We start from the raw sequence: 17,085 nt of genomic DNA, 5'->3' as shown, positions 1-17,085 counted from the left end.
CCCCACACCCTGCCCCTAGGAAAAACTTTTTCAGCCAACCCTACTTATACTGCGATCGAGCCACAGCTTTTAATTTGGGATATAATTCCGAAGGGTCTAACAAAGGGATAAACTCATCGATTACTGGCTTAAAATTAACCGAAAAATTCTCCCTAGTTCCATGACCGTTAGGGGATTTAGGCAATAATTCTAATTCAGGGAATTTGGGCATTTCCGGGGTTAACTGCGAGAATAACTCATCCAAATCACTCATCCCCTTGCGAGGATCATCAAAAAGAGAAGTTTCTAAGTTGAATAAAGCATCTTTACTCGTGGCTTCCGCTTGTGGCTCTGGATCAGGCCGCTCAAGGGTGGCAGAAAGTATATTGATCTTTTCCTGTTTAGGGATAAATACCGTTTTTTTGGCATTTAACTGGGAATCTGGCAGGTTTTTACAAACCAATCGCTCGAATTCCCCCGTAAAATGAAAGGTAGGATGGCCGCGACGGTGCCAAATTTTGAGGATTTCCTCCACCGAAATGACTTTGTAACGTCCCTGATAGAGTGCCTCTAAAATCGCCATGCGAATCCAATTTAGCGAATAGGTGGGCAACCAGCGCTCGATTAATTCCTGCGCTTTGTATCCTCTCATTTCAAATCGATATTGGTTGAGTATAGTCGCTATCTGCATGAGGTTGATCTCTGGGCTAATCTCTGCCATAGAATTTACAAAAACAGTGAGCGCGATCGTTACTTACGGCTACTAGGCACTCCGCGTCTTAAGATTTTATTCGGGTTTTTCCTAGTGGTTTTTTCCTATTCTCCCCACACTTACCCTTTCGGGTATCTTCACTCAAGGTCAGTTGACTCCCTAAAATCTGGTTCGCTTTTGGTGGCAATTTATCCCCCGCTAACTCCTGTACGGTTTAACGGGACTCCTCTGGCGACCTTAAGATAGTTTTTGTCTTTCCCCTGATTAGGCGAACTAGTTTACACCTCTTTGGTACCACAATCTGACTAATTTGTCAAGAAAAAGGCAAAATTTCATCGATAAACCCAGAGTAGATAGAACTATAGCACTACCCTGACAGTTGATAACCCTGCCGTTGACTGACCACCTCATCGAGGTTTTCTGAGTCTCCAGAAATTTTTTGTTAAAACTTGCAACATAACTTAACAATGTGTTACACTTCTTAACATAAGCATACAAAAGGAGCCTCCCCATGACTGCCCGCGGCTACACCACCGAAGAACAAGGAAGACTGAATAATTTTGCTGTTGAACCGAAAATGTACGTTGATAGTTCTAGCAGTCTCGGTTTTACCAAAAAAGCTGAAAAATTGAATGGCAGACTAGCTATGATTGGCTTTGTCTCTCTTTTAGCCATTGAATTGTTAACTGGTAAAGGAATTGTTGCTTGGATTACCAGTCTCTAAGAATTAACAATCCCGTCGCGCTGTTCGGGGAGTTCAGTCCCCGTCCAGACGGGTTGGTTTAGATGGCGTAAATGCCCTCAAAAACAGCTTTAGCAGGACCTGTCATGTAAACCCGGTTATCGGTGTCCGACCAGTGAATCTGAAGACAACCACCAGGCAGTTCCACGGTACAATGGCGATCGCATTTAGCCGTTGACACGGCCGCCACTACCACAGCACAAGCACCAGTACCGCAAGCGAGAGTAATTCCCGCTCCTCTCTCCCAGACACGCATCTTCATATAATCCGGCCCAATTACCTCCACAAACTCCACATTAGTACGTTGGGGAAAAACCGGATGATGCTCAAATTTTGGACCGATAGTTTCTAGGGGAATAGAGGCCAGATCATCGACAAAAGTGACACAGTGGGGATTACCCATACTAACGCAAGTAATTAACCAATCTTTGCCTTCCACCTCTAGGGGAACCGCGAGGACTTTTTCTGACCCCTTCACCAAAGTGGTGGGGATTTCACTGCCTAGTAATTGCGGCGGTCCCATATCAACCGTTACCTGTTCATTAGCCTCTAAACGAGGAATAATCGTTCCTGCTAGAGTATGAATGCGATAGGTGCGGCCAATGGCGTTGTTAGCCTCTAAACGAGCGATAAATTGGGCTAGACAGCGAATACCGTTACCACACATTTCTGGTTCCGAACCATCAGAGTTAAAAATTCTCATGGTGTAGTCGGTTGCTGCTTGGCCGGGAAGCACAAAAATCACGCCATCGGCACCGATGCCAAAATGTCGATCACACATAGCCACGGCCATTTCCGCTGTGATCAGGGGTTCGGGACTGTGACGGTTATCTATCAAAATAAAATCATTGCCCAGGCCTTGATATTTGGTGAAGGGGATTTTCATCGTCAATAAAAGCTACTCAACAGGAATAATAGAGGATGAACACCTCATCGATAAACTCATTATGTCTCAATTCGATCCTGGTCTGCCGAGTATTAAACAAGTACAGAGCTATATTCAAGAGAAACGGGAAGTAGAAATTAAGTTAAGCACCGATGATCTGCTCGTTGGTCGCATCCTTTGGCAAGATGCTAACTGTTTATACCTAGTCGATCACTACGATAAACCCACTTTAATTTGGCAACAGTCTCTAGTTTATTTAAGACCTAAAGCCTAGGGGGAAATTGGCGATATTTGGCTGTGGGATGCGTCCGGGACGCATCAAAAATTCAGTGCCAAGGAGATAGCTTTTGAGTAAATGTAACGTCAGTTGGGGTTAAGGAGATTTGGCCATGACTTCTAGCAAATAATCAGGTGGGATGGCGAGGATAGCATCAGAATTTCAGTTGCTGGAAAATTTGGGTTAAATTGCCCAATCAAGAAAGTCAGAGAGGGAGCATCTCACCTTTGTAACCTCTAAATCAGGTTTTTATGTCAAGCTATTTTGAAAGCCTTGCTAGAAAACAGTTTTAGGGACAAGTATAATTACTCACTTGCATAATGAGATGCTCCCGACTCTGAGTCAGAGAGTCAGAGAGGCCAACATAGCGATCGCAATTCAACTTCAGGTAGAGATTGCCGCTCAGAGAAAAAAGAATAAGGGACTTGCGTGGGAATAATATCCCAGCCAGACAATCGCTCTGTAGAAGAATAAGACCAGCCCTAAATGGTACATTATCAAAGCGCAAGTCCCTAAGCAGATTGTGTGCTAACAATTTGGTACACTGCTGTGCATAACCTGTTATACTCTTGGGCAAAACGACTCCACCGCGATTGTTATGCTAGAAAATCAGGTCATGGCAGATGCCGTCGCCAATGAGCAGATACCTACTCTAGAATTATCGATCATCATGCCCTGTCTCAACGAGGCGGAAACCCTGGCCACCTGTATCGGCAAAGCGCGAGATTATCTGGAACGACACAAAATTGCGGGGGAGGTGCTAATCGCCGATAATGGCAGTAGCGATGGTTCCCGAGAAATTGCCACTAATTCAGGGGCGCGGGTGGTTCCCATCCCGGAAAGGGGTTATGGTAGCGCCCTGCGGGGGGGGATCGCCGCCGCCAAAGGTCAATATATTATTATGGGGGATGCCGATGATAGCTATGACTTTACTAATCTTTCGCCTTTCCTAGAAAAATTGCGACAGGGTTACGATTTGGTGATGGGCAATCGTTTTCAGGGGGGAATTCAACCTGGGGCGATGCCAGTATTGCATAAGTATCTGGGCAATCCTGTCTTGACTTGGTTAGGACGGTTATTTTTTGGTAGTCCCTGTGGTGATTTTCACTGTGGATTGCGCGGGTTTAGTAAACGGGCGATCGAACAATTGAACCTACGCACCACTGGCATGGAATTCGCCAGCGAGATGGTGGTGAAAGCATCCCTCTACAGCCTGAAAATTACCGAAGTACCAACCACTTTATCCCCTGACGGTCGTAGTCATCCCCCCCACCTAAAAACTTGGCGCGATGGCTGGCGACATCTCCGATTTCTCTTAATGTATAGTCCTCGCTGGTTGTTTCTCTACCCTGGACTGGCTTTAATGTTTCTGGGATTTGTGGCGACGATTTGGTTTATTCCTCAACCGAAAGTTCACACCCTTCTCTATTCAGCCACAGCTTTGATTATTGGCTTTCAAATTGTCAGTTTTGCCGTCTTCACAAAAGCTTTTGCTATCAGCGAAGGTTTATTACCAGAAGACCGAAAATTAAGACGATTTTTACGTTATATTAATCTGGAGGTGGGATTGATCATTGGCGTAATTTTATTTTTACTAGGTATAGGCGGTTCGGTGTATGCTTTATATACTTGGAATGCACAACTTTATGGGGCTTTAGATCCAGCCGTGACCATGCGGATTGTCATTCCTTCCGTAACCGCTCTAGCGTTGGGAGTACAGGTGGTTTTTTCCAGTTTCTTTTTAAGTGTTTTGGGACTGAAGAGAAAATAATTAACCTACCCAGAATTTCCCTAGTTGTAGCTCCCTTCTCTAGTCGCCCAGAAAACTTATGAACAGGAAAATCAATACCTTTAATCAGGATACAAAAAATCAGTCCTACTCCGAACGATTGCTGAATAAACAGACAGCAAAATGGAAAGAAATATTGGATGTTCAAGCTCCTTACCGTTGGAATCTTCAGAGGTTAAATTTAGGTTTTACTCTCGATATTGGTTGTGGAATAGGCCGTAATCTGATCAATCTGAAAGGAAATGGAATTGGTATTGACCACAATTTTCACTCAGTTGAAGTCTGCCGAGCCAGGGGCTTTACGGCTTTTACACCAGAGGAATTTCAACGGTCATCATTTGATGAACCAGAAAAATTTGATTCTATTTTATTAGCTCACGTCGCAGAACACATGAGTTATTTAGAGGTAATCAGTTTACTTAATGACTATGTTTATTTGTTAAAAAATCACGGCAAATTAGTTATAATAACTCCTCAAGAAGCTGGTTTCAAGAGTGATGCAACCCATGTAGAATTTATGAATTTTGCTAAATTGAAAGCAATTGCTAGAGAACTTGATTCCAAAATTATTAAACAATACTCTTTCCCTTTTCCGCGAATAGTGGGCAAATTATTTAAGTATAATGAATTTGTCTCTTTAAGTCAAAAAGAGAAATAAAATTACCAGATCAAAGAATATGAGTAACCCTTGGCTATCAGTTTTAATTCCCACTTATAATGGGGAAAAGTATTTAGCAAAAGCCCTAAACTCTATTGCCATTCAAGATGATTTTGATATAGAGTGTCTGGCCATTGATGATGGCTCAACAGATGAAACCCTGGCAATACTCAAGTATTTTCAAACCCAAATTCCCCTAAAAATTGTTACAAGGGAACCGCAAAAAAACTGGGTAGCTAATACTAATTATCTGCTGAATATAGCCCAATCTGATTATGTCTGCTTTTTACATCAAGATGATATGTGGCTACCCCAGAGATTGATGATTTTAAAAAAGCTGACCCTTCAATTTCCCGAGGCCAATTTAATTCTTAATCCTTCTAGATTTGTCAATATACAAGGGCAAAAATTAGGACTCTGGCGATGTCCTCTACCTTCTTATCCAATAATGATTAGTTCGGAGCAAATGATTGGTAAATTGTTAGTGCAGAATTTTATCTCTATTCCCGCACCAATTTTTAAGAGAGAGATGGCTTTAAAAGTAGGTGGTTTGGATGAAAAACTATGGTACACGGCTGATTGGGATTTTTGGCTAAAATTAGCTCAATATGGACAGATAATATACTATCCCAAACCCTTATCAGTCTTTCGCATTCATTCTCATTCCCAAACCGTTAATCGTAGCTCTTACATCCAAGATTTTCGACAACAGTTAGAATCTGTTATCGATGAGCATCTAGAAGCATGGAATACTTCTAGTCAAACCAAAAATAAAATTAGAAAAATTGCTAACTTCTCCAAAGAAGTTAACATAGCTTTGGCTTCTATTATTCATGGTAAAAAAGTTAAAATAAGTTTTTTGGTACAGGGATTATTTTCTTTAGGTTTCTTGGGTATATACAAATTCTGTAGAGACTCAAGAATCCTAGAGAGAATTATAGCTAGAATGAGAGCCAAATTGAATCAAGTCAACTAAAGTGTTGACACTGATGTCCTGCCCCAAATTTTTATAGGAATGATAGCTCGTGCAAAGATCAAAAACATTATTTAAAAGTGGGTTTTTCAAATTTTTATTAGTGGGATTATTTTGTACAATTCAAAATATTTTTTGGCTGTATTTATTGACGACAATACTTAAGTTTCATTATCTAATTTCTACAATAATTTTAATGATTACTGTTAACAGCTTGGGATTTTATCTGAATAAGCGTTATACTTTTAAAACCGATAAAACTAGAACCATTAAATCTGTTTTTAAAGAATTGATAAAATACCACACGGTTATGTTATCTAGTTCATTAATTATCTTAGGTTTAATGTATGTATTCGTTGATATTTTCAGGATTTGGTATATACTGTCAAACTTGGTCATCAGTATTGGTATGTCGATTTACAATTTCTTAATTCACAAGAGATGGACTTTTAATCGAAAATAGTGGTCTTTATTGAATTTTTTTGCAATCAAAATTCCCAGATAATTCATTACCATTTTTCCTGATCAACCTATCAACTAAGCAAATGTCAAGCATCAATAACAATCACCCTATTCCTCAATCTTTTATCTAATAAAGTAACAGTTAATATGGTTCTAAAGCTTATAGATGGCAAGAAACAATACTTTCTCTTGACTTTACTATTTATAATTGCAATAAAATTTTTTATGATTAGAAATAGTGAAATTTTAGGGCATCTAAAAGATTATTTAGGCTAGATCCTAATGGCAAATTAAAAATAGCAAGAAATCGACAATCATCCTAGCTCTTCGGGTATCCATATTAAAGGTAAAATACTTGTACGTTTTATACAAGTATTTTACCTTTAATAAGGTATTTATGCAGACAAAGAACTCGTATTTTTGGTTCTTCCGAACTTACACTGTAGAAAATTCCTCAAGCTCCCTCTCTGCAAAGCAATGCTCTAAAGTTGATAAATATCAATCTAAGAAAAACTCAAAGCTTTAGTGTACAAGCTTTATAAGCATGAGTTGTTGATAGTTTTACATGACAGGTTCGGTAGAGCCGTATTTTTTAGATTTAATACTAATACCAAATCCGTTTTTAATAGTGTGATTAACTCCCCTATACCTTTTAAAGAGGATTTAGTATAATATTTTCTTCTGTCAGACGTTTAAACACATCCTTGAGCAGGATTTCGGCGATTTCCTTGACTTCCTAATTGGTCGGACAGAGTCTATCCTTCTCTCAAAAAATCGATAATCATCAATCCCCAATTGGCAAGGTATTAAGTTTCCATCACTACTACCCAATCACTAGGAAAAGTAGAGTGCTGATCAAGGCTGTGATCAAGAGGAATCCCCAAATTTTCCAGAGCAATCCTTGCGCTTTGTTGGATTTAAGGGGCCAGAAATACACCCTACTGGCGAGATCAGACTTACTGTACTTTCTACCGGCGAGAGCGGACTTACTGTACTTTTCCTCAGTTAAGCAACTTTGGGATCGAGAAAGACCAATGAAGCAACTAACACTGTCGATACGTTCAGCTAAACGAAACCTCAAAAAACTTTTTGGTTCTGCAAAGATGACCACACCACTATTTACACTAGGGTCAAAGACAAGAGAAGTAAATTGAACCAAAATGGAAAGAACAACCAAGCTGCTAATTAACCATCGTTTGAGCCGATTAACTGATAACATCTCTAAGATTAGCAAAGCTATTAATGGGAGAAGCAGTAGTTGAACTGAGGTAACGTGATAACGAGCAGCCCAAGAACCATCTCCATGCCAGAAATCCATTGTACTGGTTAAGATAATATGAAAGACAAGTGCGGAAATTGAGGAAATAAAATATATTCTTATATAAGGTGTTAATTTGTTAAATAAAATAATCCCCAATACTAAACATGGTAAAAGAAAGGGGTCGTAAATAAATATACTTTTAGCTGGTGAGAAGAGAACGCCGAGAATACCAACGTAGGGAGGGTGTATGAAAGGATAATTAGGGGGCAATTCTGGCAACCCTGAAAAGATTGCTCCATTGCGTATTTGCTCAATGCTCAAGGATGCTGCCGTTGTCCAAAAATCCCCAAAGCGTAAGTAATTAAATAATCTACTCACAAAAAAGAAGGGAAATAAGCCGACGTTCCAGAGTATGACTGTTTTAAAGATTTGATTCAGCTTGAAATTTTTATAAATTAGACAGCTAATTAGAAAACCAAAAACCGTGAGAGCATAAATGATAGTTGTCGAGCGAATTATAATAGCCGCTCCGATTGCCAATCCACTCAAAAAAACATAAGGTACTTTGTTAGTTTTAATATAAGCCAAAGCACAAGCATAACCTAAAATCACACAAAGTAGGACTGGATTATTTTGTTGAAAAGTTTGTGCATAGTGGAGAACGGTAGTACCTAGCAACCAAATCAAGCTGGCAGATGCCGCAATTTTCTCCTGAAAATCAAATAGTCTAAGTAACCAATAACAAAAGAGAACAACTAATACATTTAGGGGTATAACTACAAGAAAACTAACCGCAAATTCTCGTAATAAGTAAGGCTTAATACTAGGAAAAACTTTAGAAAGTTGGGTGCCAATCCAATCTGCGGGCAACATTAATAAGGATTGTCCTATATCATAAGCTTCATATCGTTTTCCATCTACTCCTAAAACACCAACATGGTCTAATCGAGAGGAAGGACGATAATTTGGGGGTAAAGAAACTTCTTCAGTTCCCGTCCACAGGGCATGGGCCATTCTTAGCCTAGCATCGGTATCTGGAGGTAAGTTGGCAGGATTGATTATTGTTATCCAGAGTAGGGCAATAAGAGCTAATTTTATGACTGTTTTCATGACCATCTATTTTTAGAAGCTGTTTGAAAAGTTATAGGGCGTTGCTGATTTTAAGTATCAATTTTCCTCTAGGCAATTTTTAAAACCTAGCACTAAGGTAACTTGTAGATAGGAGGAACAATTTAGTATTCATGTCTTGATTCAGCGATCCCGCTTTTTACTATCCTCTAATGCTGCCGCTTCTAGGCTGGTAATTGCGGTTTCTGCCGTCAAAATGTCGGGAATATCACTTAAACTAGCAGTTTTATAAACCTGTTCATTTCTAGCAAATAAATTGCTCATATCCTGAGAATAATTAGAAGCGAGCGATAATAAAGCTCCAGCAAAAATATAGAGAGGTAAAGGCAAAATAAACCCCTTGGCCCACTGATAAAATTCCACCAACAAAAATAACAAAACACAACCCACAACCCAAACTTTCATCGCACTTTTTTCCCCTATCTTTACGATAAAAGGTGAGCAAAAAGCCCACCTTTTATTTAACTAATTCCAGTAAGAATTTATTCAATCACGGGAGCGATTAACTCACGTCTTTCACCGGAAATTACTTTCACCTTACCTTCCTCATCGATATCGACCATGGCCGTATCCCCATCAGAAACCCGTCCGGAGAGAATTTCCTCAGCCAGAACATCTTCCAACAGACGCATAATCGCACGACGTAAGGGACGAGCGCCGTAGGCCGGATTATAACCCTCCTCGATCAAGCGTTCTTTAAACTTATCAGTAACAGACAAAGTAATATTTTGTTCTGTCAGACGTTTAAACACATCCTTGAGCAGGATTTCGGCGATTTCCTTGACCTCTTCCTTATTCAGTTGACGGAAGACAATAATCTCATCGAGACGGTTGAGGAATTCCGGACGGAAATATTGTTTTAATTCCTCATTAACCAGCGATCGAATGCGATTATACTGGGCTTCGGCTTGATTATCGGCAAACTCGAAACCTAAACCACCGCCACCCTTCTCGATGACTTTAGAACCGATGTTCGAGGTCATGATCAACAGGGTATTTTTAAAGTCCACCGTGCGACCTTTGGCATCGGTCAAACGTCCATCTTCAAGGATTTGCAGAAGCATATTGAAGACATCGGGGTGAGCTTTTTCGATTTCGTCGAATAGCACCACCGTGTAGGGACGACGACGCACCGCTTCCGTTAATTGTCCCCCTTCGTTGTAACCAACGTAACCCGGAGGTGAACCGATTAACTTAGAAACCGTGTGCCGTTCCATGTATTCCGACATATCGAGACGGATCATCGCATCTTCCGAACCGAAGAAATAAGCGGCCAGAGCTTTAGTTAACTCGGTTTTACCTACCCCCGTCGGACCGGAGAAGATAAAGGAAGCAATGGGACGGTTAGGATTTTTTAGACCAACGCGAGCGCGACGAATGGCACGAGACACCGCTTTTACTGCGTCCTCTTGACCGATGAGACGCTGATGCAGGGTATCTTCCATGTGCAGCAGTTTCTCGGATTCGGTTTCGGTCAGTTTATTGACGGGAACCCCAGTCCAAGAAGCAACGATGTGAGCGATTTCCTCCGCATCCACAAAGGGTTCGTCGTTGCCATCTTCGCCTTTTTTGGTAGATGCGAGATTCCGAATCTGGGTTTTGATTTCCATTTCCCGATCGCGCAATTCCCCAGCTTTCTCGAAGTCTTGACCGCGCACCGCATCATCTTTTTGTTTGAGAATTTGCCGCAGTTCCTTGTCTAATTCCTTGGCTGCCGGTGGCAATTGGGAATTAATCAAGCGTACTCTCGAACCAGCTTCATCGATTAAATCGATCGCTTTGTCCGGTAAGAAGCGATCGCTAATGTAGCGATCGGACAATTTCGCCGCCGCTTCTAGCGCTTCGTCTAAGATTTTTAGTTTGTGGTGCTGTTCGTAGCGTTCCCGGAGACCATAGAGAATTTCGATCGTTTCTTCTACGGAGGGTTCACCGACCATAACCGGTTGAAAACGTCTTTCTAGAGCCGCATCCCGTTCGATATGTTTGCGATACTCATCCAAGGTCGTCGCCCCGATACATTGTAGTTCTCCCCGGGCCAAAGCTGGTTTGAGAATATTGGCCGCATCGATCGCCCCTTCGGCTGCCCCGGCACCGATGAGAGTATGAACTTCATCAATCACAAGGATGACGTTACCCGCTTGGCGAATTTCGTCCATGATTTTTTTGAGGCGTTCCTCAAATTCGCCGCGATATTTGGTTCCCGCCACTAACAAGCCGATATCGAGGGTGACAACCCGTTTTTCTTCGAGAATGTCGGGAATATCCTTGTTAGCGATGCGTTGGGCCAATCCTTCTGCGATCGCTGTTTTACCTACCCCCGGTTCCCCGATTAGGACTGGGTTATTTTTGGTACGACGACCGAGAATTTGGATAACGCGCTCGATTTCCTTTTGTCGGCCGACCACGGGATCGAGTTTACCCTCGCTGGCCATTTGGGTGAGATTGGAACCAAATTCATCAAGAGTCGGGGTTTTAGTGCGACCTTGGGAAGATGAACCGGCAGCCACTTCGGCGGTTTCCCCTAACATTCTGATCACCTGGGTGCGAACTTTCGAGAGATCCACGCCGAGATTTTCCAGAACCCTAGCGGCCACACCTTCCCCTTCGCGAATTAGTCCTAAAAGGAGGTGTTCTGTGCCAATATAGTTATGGCCCAGTTGACGGGCTTCTTCGAGGGAGAGTTCTAAAACTCGTTTGGCTCTGGGGGTGAAGGGAATTTCCACGGCTACGAATCCGGAACCGCGACCGATGATTTTCTCCACCTCCACGCGCGCATCTTTGAGATTGACACCCATGGACTTGAGGACTTTGGCGGCAACTCCCGTTCCCTCTCCAATTAGTCCTAGTAAAATCTGCTCTGTTCCCACGAAGTTATGGCCAAGGCGGCGGGCTTCTTCTTGGGCGAGCATGATTACTTTAATGGCTTTTTCCGTAAATCTTTCAAACATAGCCTATCCATCACCTACACAAGCGACCCTAGATATGCTGATTTTAGCACGGCTTTTTAGTTTAGCTGTCTCTCAGTGATCAGTTATTGGGGAGCGGCTATTAGTTATAGTGGTTATAGCTCTGAAGATTTTTTCTGGGGTCAATGGCTCTTAGCTGACTTGCGGAGATGCCCGGAATCTCCCGGATTATGGTTTTAGCCCCCCGGAAACCTGCTGATAAGTTATTCCCCGTTGCATAATCCCCTAGGCTCGTGGTCATCCCCATCCCTCGATCGCTTGACTATCGATCACCCATTTTCAGACCAAAACTCGATGTATAAGCAGATTAAATATTACTACCTATTGACAAATTAGTATATATGTTGTGGGACTGGGTGATATGCAGAAAGTTGACCTATATCGTTACTCTGGAGATTGTTATGCAGAAAGTTGACCTATAATGTGTAGTTAGGCATACCTTACACCTTCCTACCTTTCTTTCACTTTCAATCTAGATATGAGATGTCAGATTTAACAAGCATTGAAAAGATCAAACTAGAGAAATTGCTCGAAATGGGCAATGGTTATGTGCTTGATTTTTCAAACATAACCTTCCGAGAATTCGTCTTAGAAAATTTAAATATCGATATATATGATGAAAAATATAATTATAGTAGTGGCTCAAAAGCAAATCGATTAAGAGGTTTTTGGAAAGAAGAATCTAATTCTACAGTAGGAAAACTGATAGAAACACTTTTGGAATACTGGAAAACAAAAAAGTCAATAACTCGGAAAGCTATCACCACTGAGGAGGAAAATTTATTTAACGAATGTCAAAAAATTGTAGAAAGATTGCAAGGAGGTAATACAAAGAATCCTAATCAGGATTCTCAGAGGAAGGAGGAATTTTCTTCACTTCGATCCAGTCTTCTGCTGGAATTTGATAACTTTACAAAGTTAATAAATTCGGAAGATAAGAAACAGCGAGGATTTTCACTTGAAGACTTGCTAAAACGTATTTTTTCTCTTTATGAGATTCCAACTCAAAAAAGCTTTAGGAGAAATGAGGGTGGAGAACAAATAGACGGCGCATTTAAGCTTGAAGGCTGGTACTATCTAGTTGAATGTAAATGGACTCAAAACTTAACGGATATACGGCAACTTGATAGCCTTTATGGCAAAATCAGCCGCTCTGGTAAACAGACATTGGGATTATTTTTATCGATCAATGGTTGGTCAAAAAATGTATGCCCCTTACTAAAGCAGAATAATGACAAATCTATCATTTTGATGGATGGTTATGACTTACGATCTGTTCTTGTCGAGCATAATAATTTGGACCTGAAAAATTTACTTATGAAAAAGTTGGAATGTTTAAATTTGGAAGGAGAGCCATTTTACAGCGCACATCAACTATTACAAAATACTATGAACAATCAAATTGTGTAGTGTGATCGCAATCTTGTAGGGTGCGTTCCCTAAGGCAACTTCTACCGCTCCAGCGATCGATTTTGGGGAACGCACCATGCACATTGATTGAAGCTGTGAGTTTAGGTGCGATGCCGCTCTTGTGGACTCAGTTGAGAAATGTTAGCGAAGATTGCCAATGTTTAGGTTAAAATAGAAGGGCAAAAGTTGCAACGGGGTCAGGACAATGACAGTTAATCAACTCCGCTACAGCAAAGAAGAATTCGCCCGACGTGGTAATGAGATTTATCAATCTCAGGTGCGCCCCCAAGTCGAGGAAGGCAATCATGGGAAGATTGTAGCCATAGATATTGAAACAGGGGCTTTTGAAGTAGCAAAAGACAGCCTCACAGCTTCCGATCAACTTTTAGCCCGATTGACCTATGCTCAAATTTGGTTCGTAAGAATCGGACATCGAGCAGTTCATCGAGTCGGTTTGATTGGGGCAAATTTATTTCAATGATTAATCAACTCTACGCTTGTTTTTGCACAATCTTCTCACTCAATTCTAGGAAGGTGGGACAATATTAGATTAAGTACTAATAACCTAATATCTTATAGAGTTTTTCAAAAAGCGTGAGTTGGGTCAATGATCAGGAAACATAACTATTTTCTAACCAAACGATTAGGAAACAGTTATGTTATGATTTTCAGAGTAAGCCTGAGATGATAAGACACCATGAAAAATCGCATCTTTACTGTTATTTTGTACAAAGAAGATAATATGTACATTGCTGAATGTCCAGAAGTTGGTACAGTAGATCAAGGAGAAACAATTGAGCAGGCGATTGCTGGATTGAAAGAAGCCACACGGCTTTACCTAGAGGAATTTACCTTACCAGAAACATCCCCTAGATTTGTGACCAGTATTGAGGTTAGTTATGCCTAAGCTGCCACGAATCTCTAGTCGGGAGGCAATTGGCTCTCTTGAACGCTTAGGCTTCAAGCAAGTTCGTCAAACAGGTAGCCATGTTGTGATGAAGAAAGAAACCGAAGAGGGCAAAATCGGTTGTGTTGTCCCTGTACATCAGGAATTGAAGGTTGGTACATTAAGTGGAATTCTGAAACAAGCCCAAGTTACAGTTGAAGAGTTCATTGAACATCTGTAAAGTCTGACAAATCACTGCACTCGAAGTGATAGCAAAAGTATTTAGTTCCCCCAGAGAACCCCCTTAGTCCACATAGCACACTTTTCTTTTTTTGTCAAATTTTATGTTAAGAAATGTGTAACTAATGGATAGGGGGACTGTCAAAGATTAACCGTCTTCGTATTCGGGGATTCTTTCCTTTTTCTTCTCGGTAATATTGATGCGGGGGGGATTGTAATCCGGTTCCACGTCATCATCCCACATATCATCCTCGGCCTTATCTTCGTAATCGTCGTACTGAGGACGAGAAAAGCTTTCTGTGCGTTCTGAGCGAGCTTCTCCCCAGTTATCTTCTTCTTCCTCGTATTCTTGCTCATAATAACGAGCTTCGGCCCGTTTTTGCGGTGGGGGATTAGCCCGCAGCGGTTCTTTTTCCCATTCGTCTTCACTCCAGCGTTCTTCAACGGGTTTAGCGGCCTCCACGGGAGTGCGGAGGGGAATGCCCGTACCTAACTGATTTTCTGGACGAGCAGCGGGGGTATAATAAGCTTCTTCCTCTTCTCTTTCCCAGGGGGGACGACCAATACCTAAACGTTCCAAAACCCCCACACTAACCTGCGTGAGACGTTCTTCGGCCCCTTCAAAGACGATTAAGCGATTCGGACCGCTGCTAACCACTTCTTCGATAGAAATTTCGTAGGTACTGATCAATTGTTCGGGGATCAGAGGCAATCCCAGGGAAGCAATGATAATGGAATGTAATTGACCACTGAGGGGATCAAATTGATAATCGCGGACTTTGCCTAAAGGTTCGCCGGTTTCCGTGATCACTTCACTACCGATTAAGGGAGTATAAGCATCGATATCGACGGATTCCAAGACGTTATCATCTTCCACGAGAACCACGTCTCCTGTCTGACTGATGCTCGATAAATACATATATTGAGGCATTCCCGACAAGGAGAGGATATTATCGCGGAGTCCCAGGGCAACTACTTCTCGTTGATCGATATCTACTAGGATATCTTTAACAACGCCGAGTTTTTTGCCTGTATTGCGAGTGATAACCTGTGTATTTAAAAATTCTGAACGTAAGCGACTATTCTCTGTGATCATTTTTTCCTATGGGTAGGCGTTAGGGCGTGGGAATACGAATTATTGTAGGCTTAATATATAGGGCGAAATTGAGTGTTAATTTACCGATATTAGCTTATATCTTAAAGTTCCCTGAGATTAACACTTTTTTTGGCCTTGTTTGGGCGATAGTTTGGGGTGATAGATAAGGTTAAACCTATTTTAGCTAATTCTTTACATTTTTTTAGTAACAACAAAGCAGGAGCTAGAGAGAAACTCCCTTGACTCCTGCTGTTTAGATTCTGATTACATAGTTAAAGACTGTACCTCGGTTTCGATCAGTTTAGCCAAGTCTTGCAGGAAGGAGGCCGCATCGGCCCCGTAGATGACTCGGTGGTCACTGGTGAGATTAACCGTCATCTGTTTTTGCACTCCGAATAAACCATCTTGATTGACGACGATTTGGGGACGGGAAGCGCCCACGGCTAGGATCGCGCCTTGGTTGGGGGGTAAGATAGCCGTAAAGCGATCGACTCCGAACATTCCCAGATTAGAAATGGTAAAAGTACCGCTATTATATTCTTCCGGTTGCAGTTGTTTACTGCGGGCGCGATCGACTAAATCTTTCCAACTGCGGGAGAGGGAATAGATATCCATCTGGTTAGCAGAGCGCAAAACTGGCGTAATTAAGCCACCATCGGGCATAGCTACGGCTACGGCCACGTTAATCGCCCCGTGGTATTGGATTCCTGCGTCGCTATAGCTGGCATTAACGATCGGATGTTTAGCGAGGGTGTTGGCCACTGCTTTTGCTAACAGGGCCGTCATGGTGACACCCTTGGATTTTAGCTGTTGATAGAGTTGATCCAGTGGGTCGGTGGTGATAGTGTAGCCCACTTGGAAGGTGGGAACCTGTAGGCTAACCGACATATTCTGGGCAACGGCTTTTTGTAGGGTGGTGAGGGGAACGGTCCGACCAACCGGGGCGCTGGCTGGAATCGGGGCTTTAGGAGCCGCTACAGGCACGCTGACGGGTTGCGGCGGAGTAATGACGGGAGCGGGGGCGGTGCTGACTTTTCCTGTCGCTTTTTCTACGTCTTCGGCGGTAATTCGTCCGTGGGGACCGCTACCCACTAGGGTTTTCAGATCCACCTTTAATTCTTTAGCCAGTTTTTTGGCCCTGGGAGAGGCGACTAAACGGCCATTATCTTTAACGGCTGCGACGGGGATCGAAACGGGAGGCGGAGCGATTTCTGGGGTTTCTACGGGCTTGCTAGGGGCGACTGCGGCGGTTTTTCCCTGAGCTTTGGCCAGTTCAATTTCCGCTTCAGTTTCGGCAATATAGGCGATCGCTTCCCCGACGGGTGCTTCCTGGCCAGCTTCGACTAAAATTACAGCGAGATAGCCATCATAAAACGATTCCACGTCCATGTCGGCTTTGTCGGATTCGACCACTAACACCGTTTCCCCTTTGCTGACTTTTTCCCCGGGGGACTTCACCCAAGAAACTATTTTTCCTTCGGTCATGGTGGAACTGAGCGCGGGCATGAAGATATCTCGAATCATGGTGGAGTGCTTCTATCTCTAATGTTTTGAGCCATAGCGCATTTTACCACAGTTGATGGGGGTGGGGAAGTGGGGCTGTCTCTTATAGACATCTGA

17 protein-coding genes are annotated in these 17,085 nt (G+C 42.3%); 10 read left to right on the top strand and 7 right to left on the bottom strand.

Translation table 11 applies throughout. The features are described 5' to 3' along the window. Positions 1–40 precede the first annotated feature (40 nt). A complete protein-coding gene (locus IQ224_RS14000; RefSeq protein WP_194033099.1) occupies positions 41–700 on the bottom strand; it encodes a hypothetical protein in 660 nt (219 codons plus the stop codon). 502 nt (positions 701–1,202) lie between these two features. On the opposite strand from IQ224_RS14000, the gene IQ224_RS13995 reads away from it, so the two are divergent. Beyond that, positions 1,203–1,415: a chlorophyll a/b-binding protein gene (locus IQ224_RS13995; protein WP_002745686.1), complete on the top strand. Its 213-nt coding sequence runs from the start codon at positions 1,203–1,205 to the stop codon at positions 1,413–1,415. A 58-nt stretch (positions 1,416–1,473) separates the two neighbouring features. Here IQ224_RS13995 and dapF read toward each other — a convergent pair whose 3' ends face one another. Continuing rightward, a complete protein-coding gene (dapF, locus tag IQ224_RS13990; RefSeq protein WP_194033098.1) occupies positions 1,474–2,319 on the bottom strand; it encodes a diaminopimelate epimerase in 846 nt (281 codons plus the stop codon). A gap of 61 nt (positions 2,320–2,380) precedes the next feature. Between dapF and IQ224_RS13985 the strand changes: the two genes are divergently transcribed. The 5 genes from IQ224_RS13985 to IQ224_RS13965 all read left to right on the top strand — a co-directional run bounded on the left by IQ224_RS13985 (position 2,381) and on the right by IQ224_RS13965 (position 6,479). Then, positions 2,381–2,593, top strand: a complete 213-nt coding sequence (locus IQ224_RS13985) for a hypothetical protein (RefSeq protein WP_002733331.1) — start codon at positions 2,381–2,383, stop codon at positions 2,591–2,593. 601 nt (positions 2,594–3,194) lie between these two features. Continuing rightward, positions 3,195–4,367, top strand: a complete 1,173-nt coding sequence (locus IQ224_RS13980) for a glycosyltransferase family 2 protein (protein ID WP_002745696.1) — start codon at positions 3,195–3,197, stop codon at positions 4,365–4,367. Positions 4,368–4,425: 58 nt separating this feature from the next. Beyond that, positions 4,426–5,043, top strand: a complete 618-nt coding sequence (locus IQ224_RS13975) for a bifunctional 2-polyprenyl-6-hydroxyphenol methylase/3-demethylubiquinol 3-O-methyltransferase UbiG (protein WP_002745697.1) — start codon at positions 4,426–4,428, stop codon at positions 5,041–5,043. Between the two features lie 19 nt (positions 5,044–5,062). Beyond that, on the top strand, positions 5,063–6,019 hold the full coding sequence (locus IQ224_RS13970) for a glycosyltransferase (protein WP_002745701.1): 957 nt from the start codon (positions 5,063–5,065) through the stop codon (positions 6,017–6,019). Between the two features lie 49 nt (positions 6,020–6,068). Next, positions 6,069–6,479, top strand: coding sequence for a GtrA family protein (locus IQ224_RS13965; RefSeq protein ID WP_194033097.1), 411 nt, complete (start codon positions 6,069–6,071; stop codon positions 6,477–6,479). Positions 6,480–7,301: 822 nt separating this feature from the next. Here the strand turns inward: IQ224_RS13965 and IQ224_RS13960 are convergent. The 3 genes from IQ224_RS13960 to IQ224_RS13950 form a co-directional block, all read right to left on the bottom strand. Further along, positions 7,302–8,849: a glycosyltransferase family 39 protein gene (locus tag IQ224_RS13960; RefSeq protein ID WP_194033096.1), complete on the bottom strand. Its 1,548-nt coding sequence runs from the start codon at positions 8,847–8,849 to the stop codon at positions 7,302–7,304. 141 nt (positions 8,850–8,990) lie between these two features. Further along, positions 8,991–9,272: a hypothetical protein gene (locus IQ224_RS13955; RefSeq protein ID WP_002745706.1), complete on the bottom strand. Its 282-nt coding sequence runs from the start codon at positions 9,270–9,272 to the stop codon at positions 8,991–8,993. Between the two features lie 77 nt (positions 9,273–9,349). Continuing rightward, complete coding sequence (locus IQ224_RS13950) at positions 9,350–11,815, bottom strand: ATP-dependent Clp protease ATP-binding subunit (RefSeq protein ID WP_004160623.1); 2,466 nt, start codon at positions 11,813–11,815, stop codon at positions 9,350–9,352. Between the two features lie 501 nt (positions 11,816–12,316). On the opposite strand from IQ224_RS13950, the gene IQ224_RS13945 reads away from it, so the two are divergent. From IQ224_RS13945 to IQ224_RS13930, 4 genes are all read left to right on the top strand, one after another. Then, positions 12,317–13,243 (top strand): restriction endonuclease, encoded by a 927-nt coding sequence (locus tag IQ224_RS13945; protein ID WP_036401709.1) that lies wholly within the window; start codon positions 12,317–12,319, stop codon positions 13,241–13,243. Positions 13,244–13,448: 205 nt separating this feature from the next. Beyond that, the gene (locus IQ224_RS13940; protein ID WP_002734920.1) at positions 13,449–13,724 is read left to right on the top strand and encodes a hypothetical protein; all 276 of its coding nucleotides are present in this window, start codon (positions 13,449–13,451) and stop codon (positions 13,722–13,724) included. A gap of 216 nt (positions 13,725–13,940) precedes the next feature. After that, a complete protein-coding gene (locus IQ224_RS13935; protein ID WP_002734849.1) occupies positions 13,941–14,150 on the top strand; it encodes a type II toxin-antitoxin system HicB family antitoxin in 210 nt (69 codons plus the stop codon). Continuing rightward, positions 14,143–14,370, top strand: a complete 228-nt coding sequence (locus IQ224_RS13930; protein ID WP_036401712.1) for a type II toxin-antitoxin system HicA family toxin — start codon at positions 14,143–14,145, stop codon at positions 14,368–14,370. Before IQ224_RS13935 ends, IQ224_RS13930 begins: the two co-directional genes overlap by 8 nt. Positions 14,371–14,517: 147 nt before the next feature. On the opposite strand, the gene IQ224_RS13925 is transcribed toward IQ224_RS13930, so the two are convergent. Both IQ224_RS13925 and IQ224_RS13920 read right to left on the bottom strand, forming a co-directional pair. Continuing rightward, positions 14,518–15,465 carry a PRC-barrel domain-containing protein gene (locus IQ224_RS13925; protein WP_002745712.1) on the bottom strand — a complete coding sequence of 316 codons (948 nt, stop codon included), beginning with the start codon at positions 15,463–15,465 and terminating at the stop codon, positions 14,518–14,520. A gap of 264 nt (positions 15,466–15,729) precedes the next feature. Next, complete coding sequence (locus tag IQ224_RS13920; RefSeq protein WP_002745715.1) at positions 15,730–16,989, bottom strand: dihydrolipoamide acetyltransferase family protein; 1,260 nt, start codon at positions 16,987–16,989, stop codon at positions 15,730–15,732. Positions 16,990–17,085 lie beyond the last annotated feature (96 nt).

Source organism: Microcystis sp. LEGE 00066 (genome assembly GCF_015207925.1).
Lineage (GTDB): Bacteria > Cyanobacteriota > Cyanobacteriia > Cyanobacteriales > Microcystaceae > Microcystis > Microcystis ichthyoblabe_A.
The sequence above is the reverse complement of the archived record's forward strand: the minus strand, read 5'-3'. Positions and strand labels throughout refer to the sequence as shown.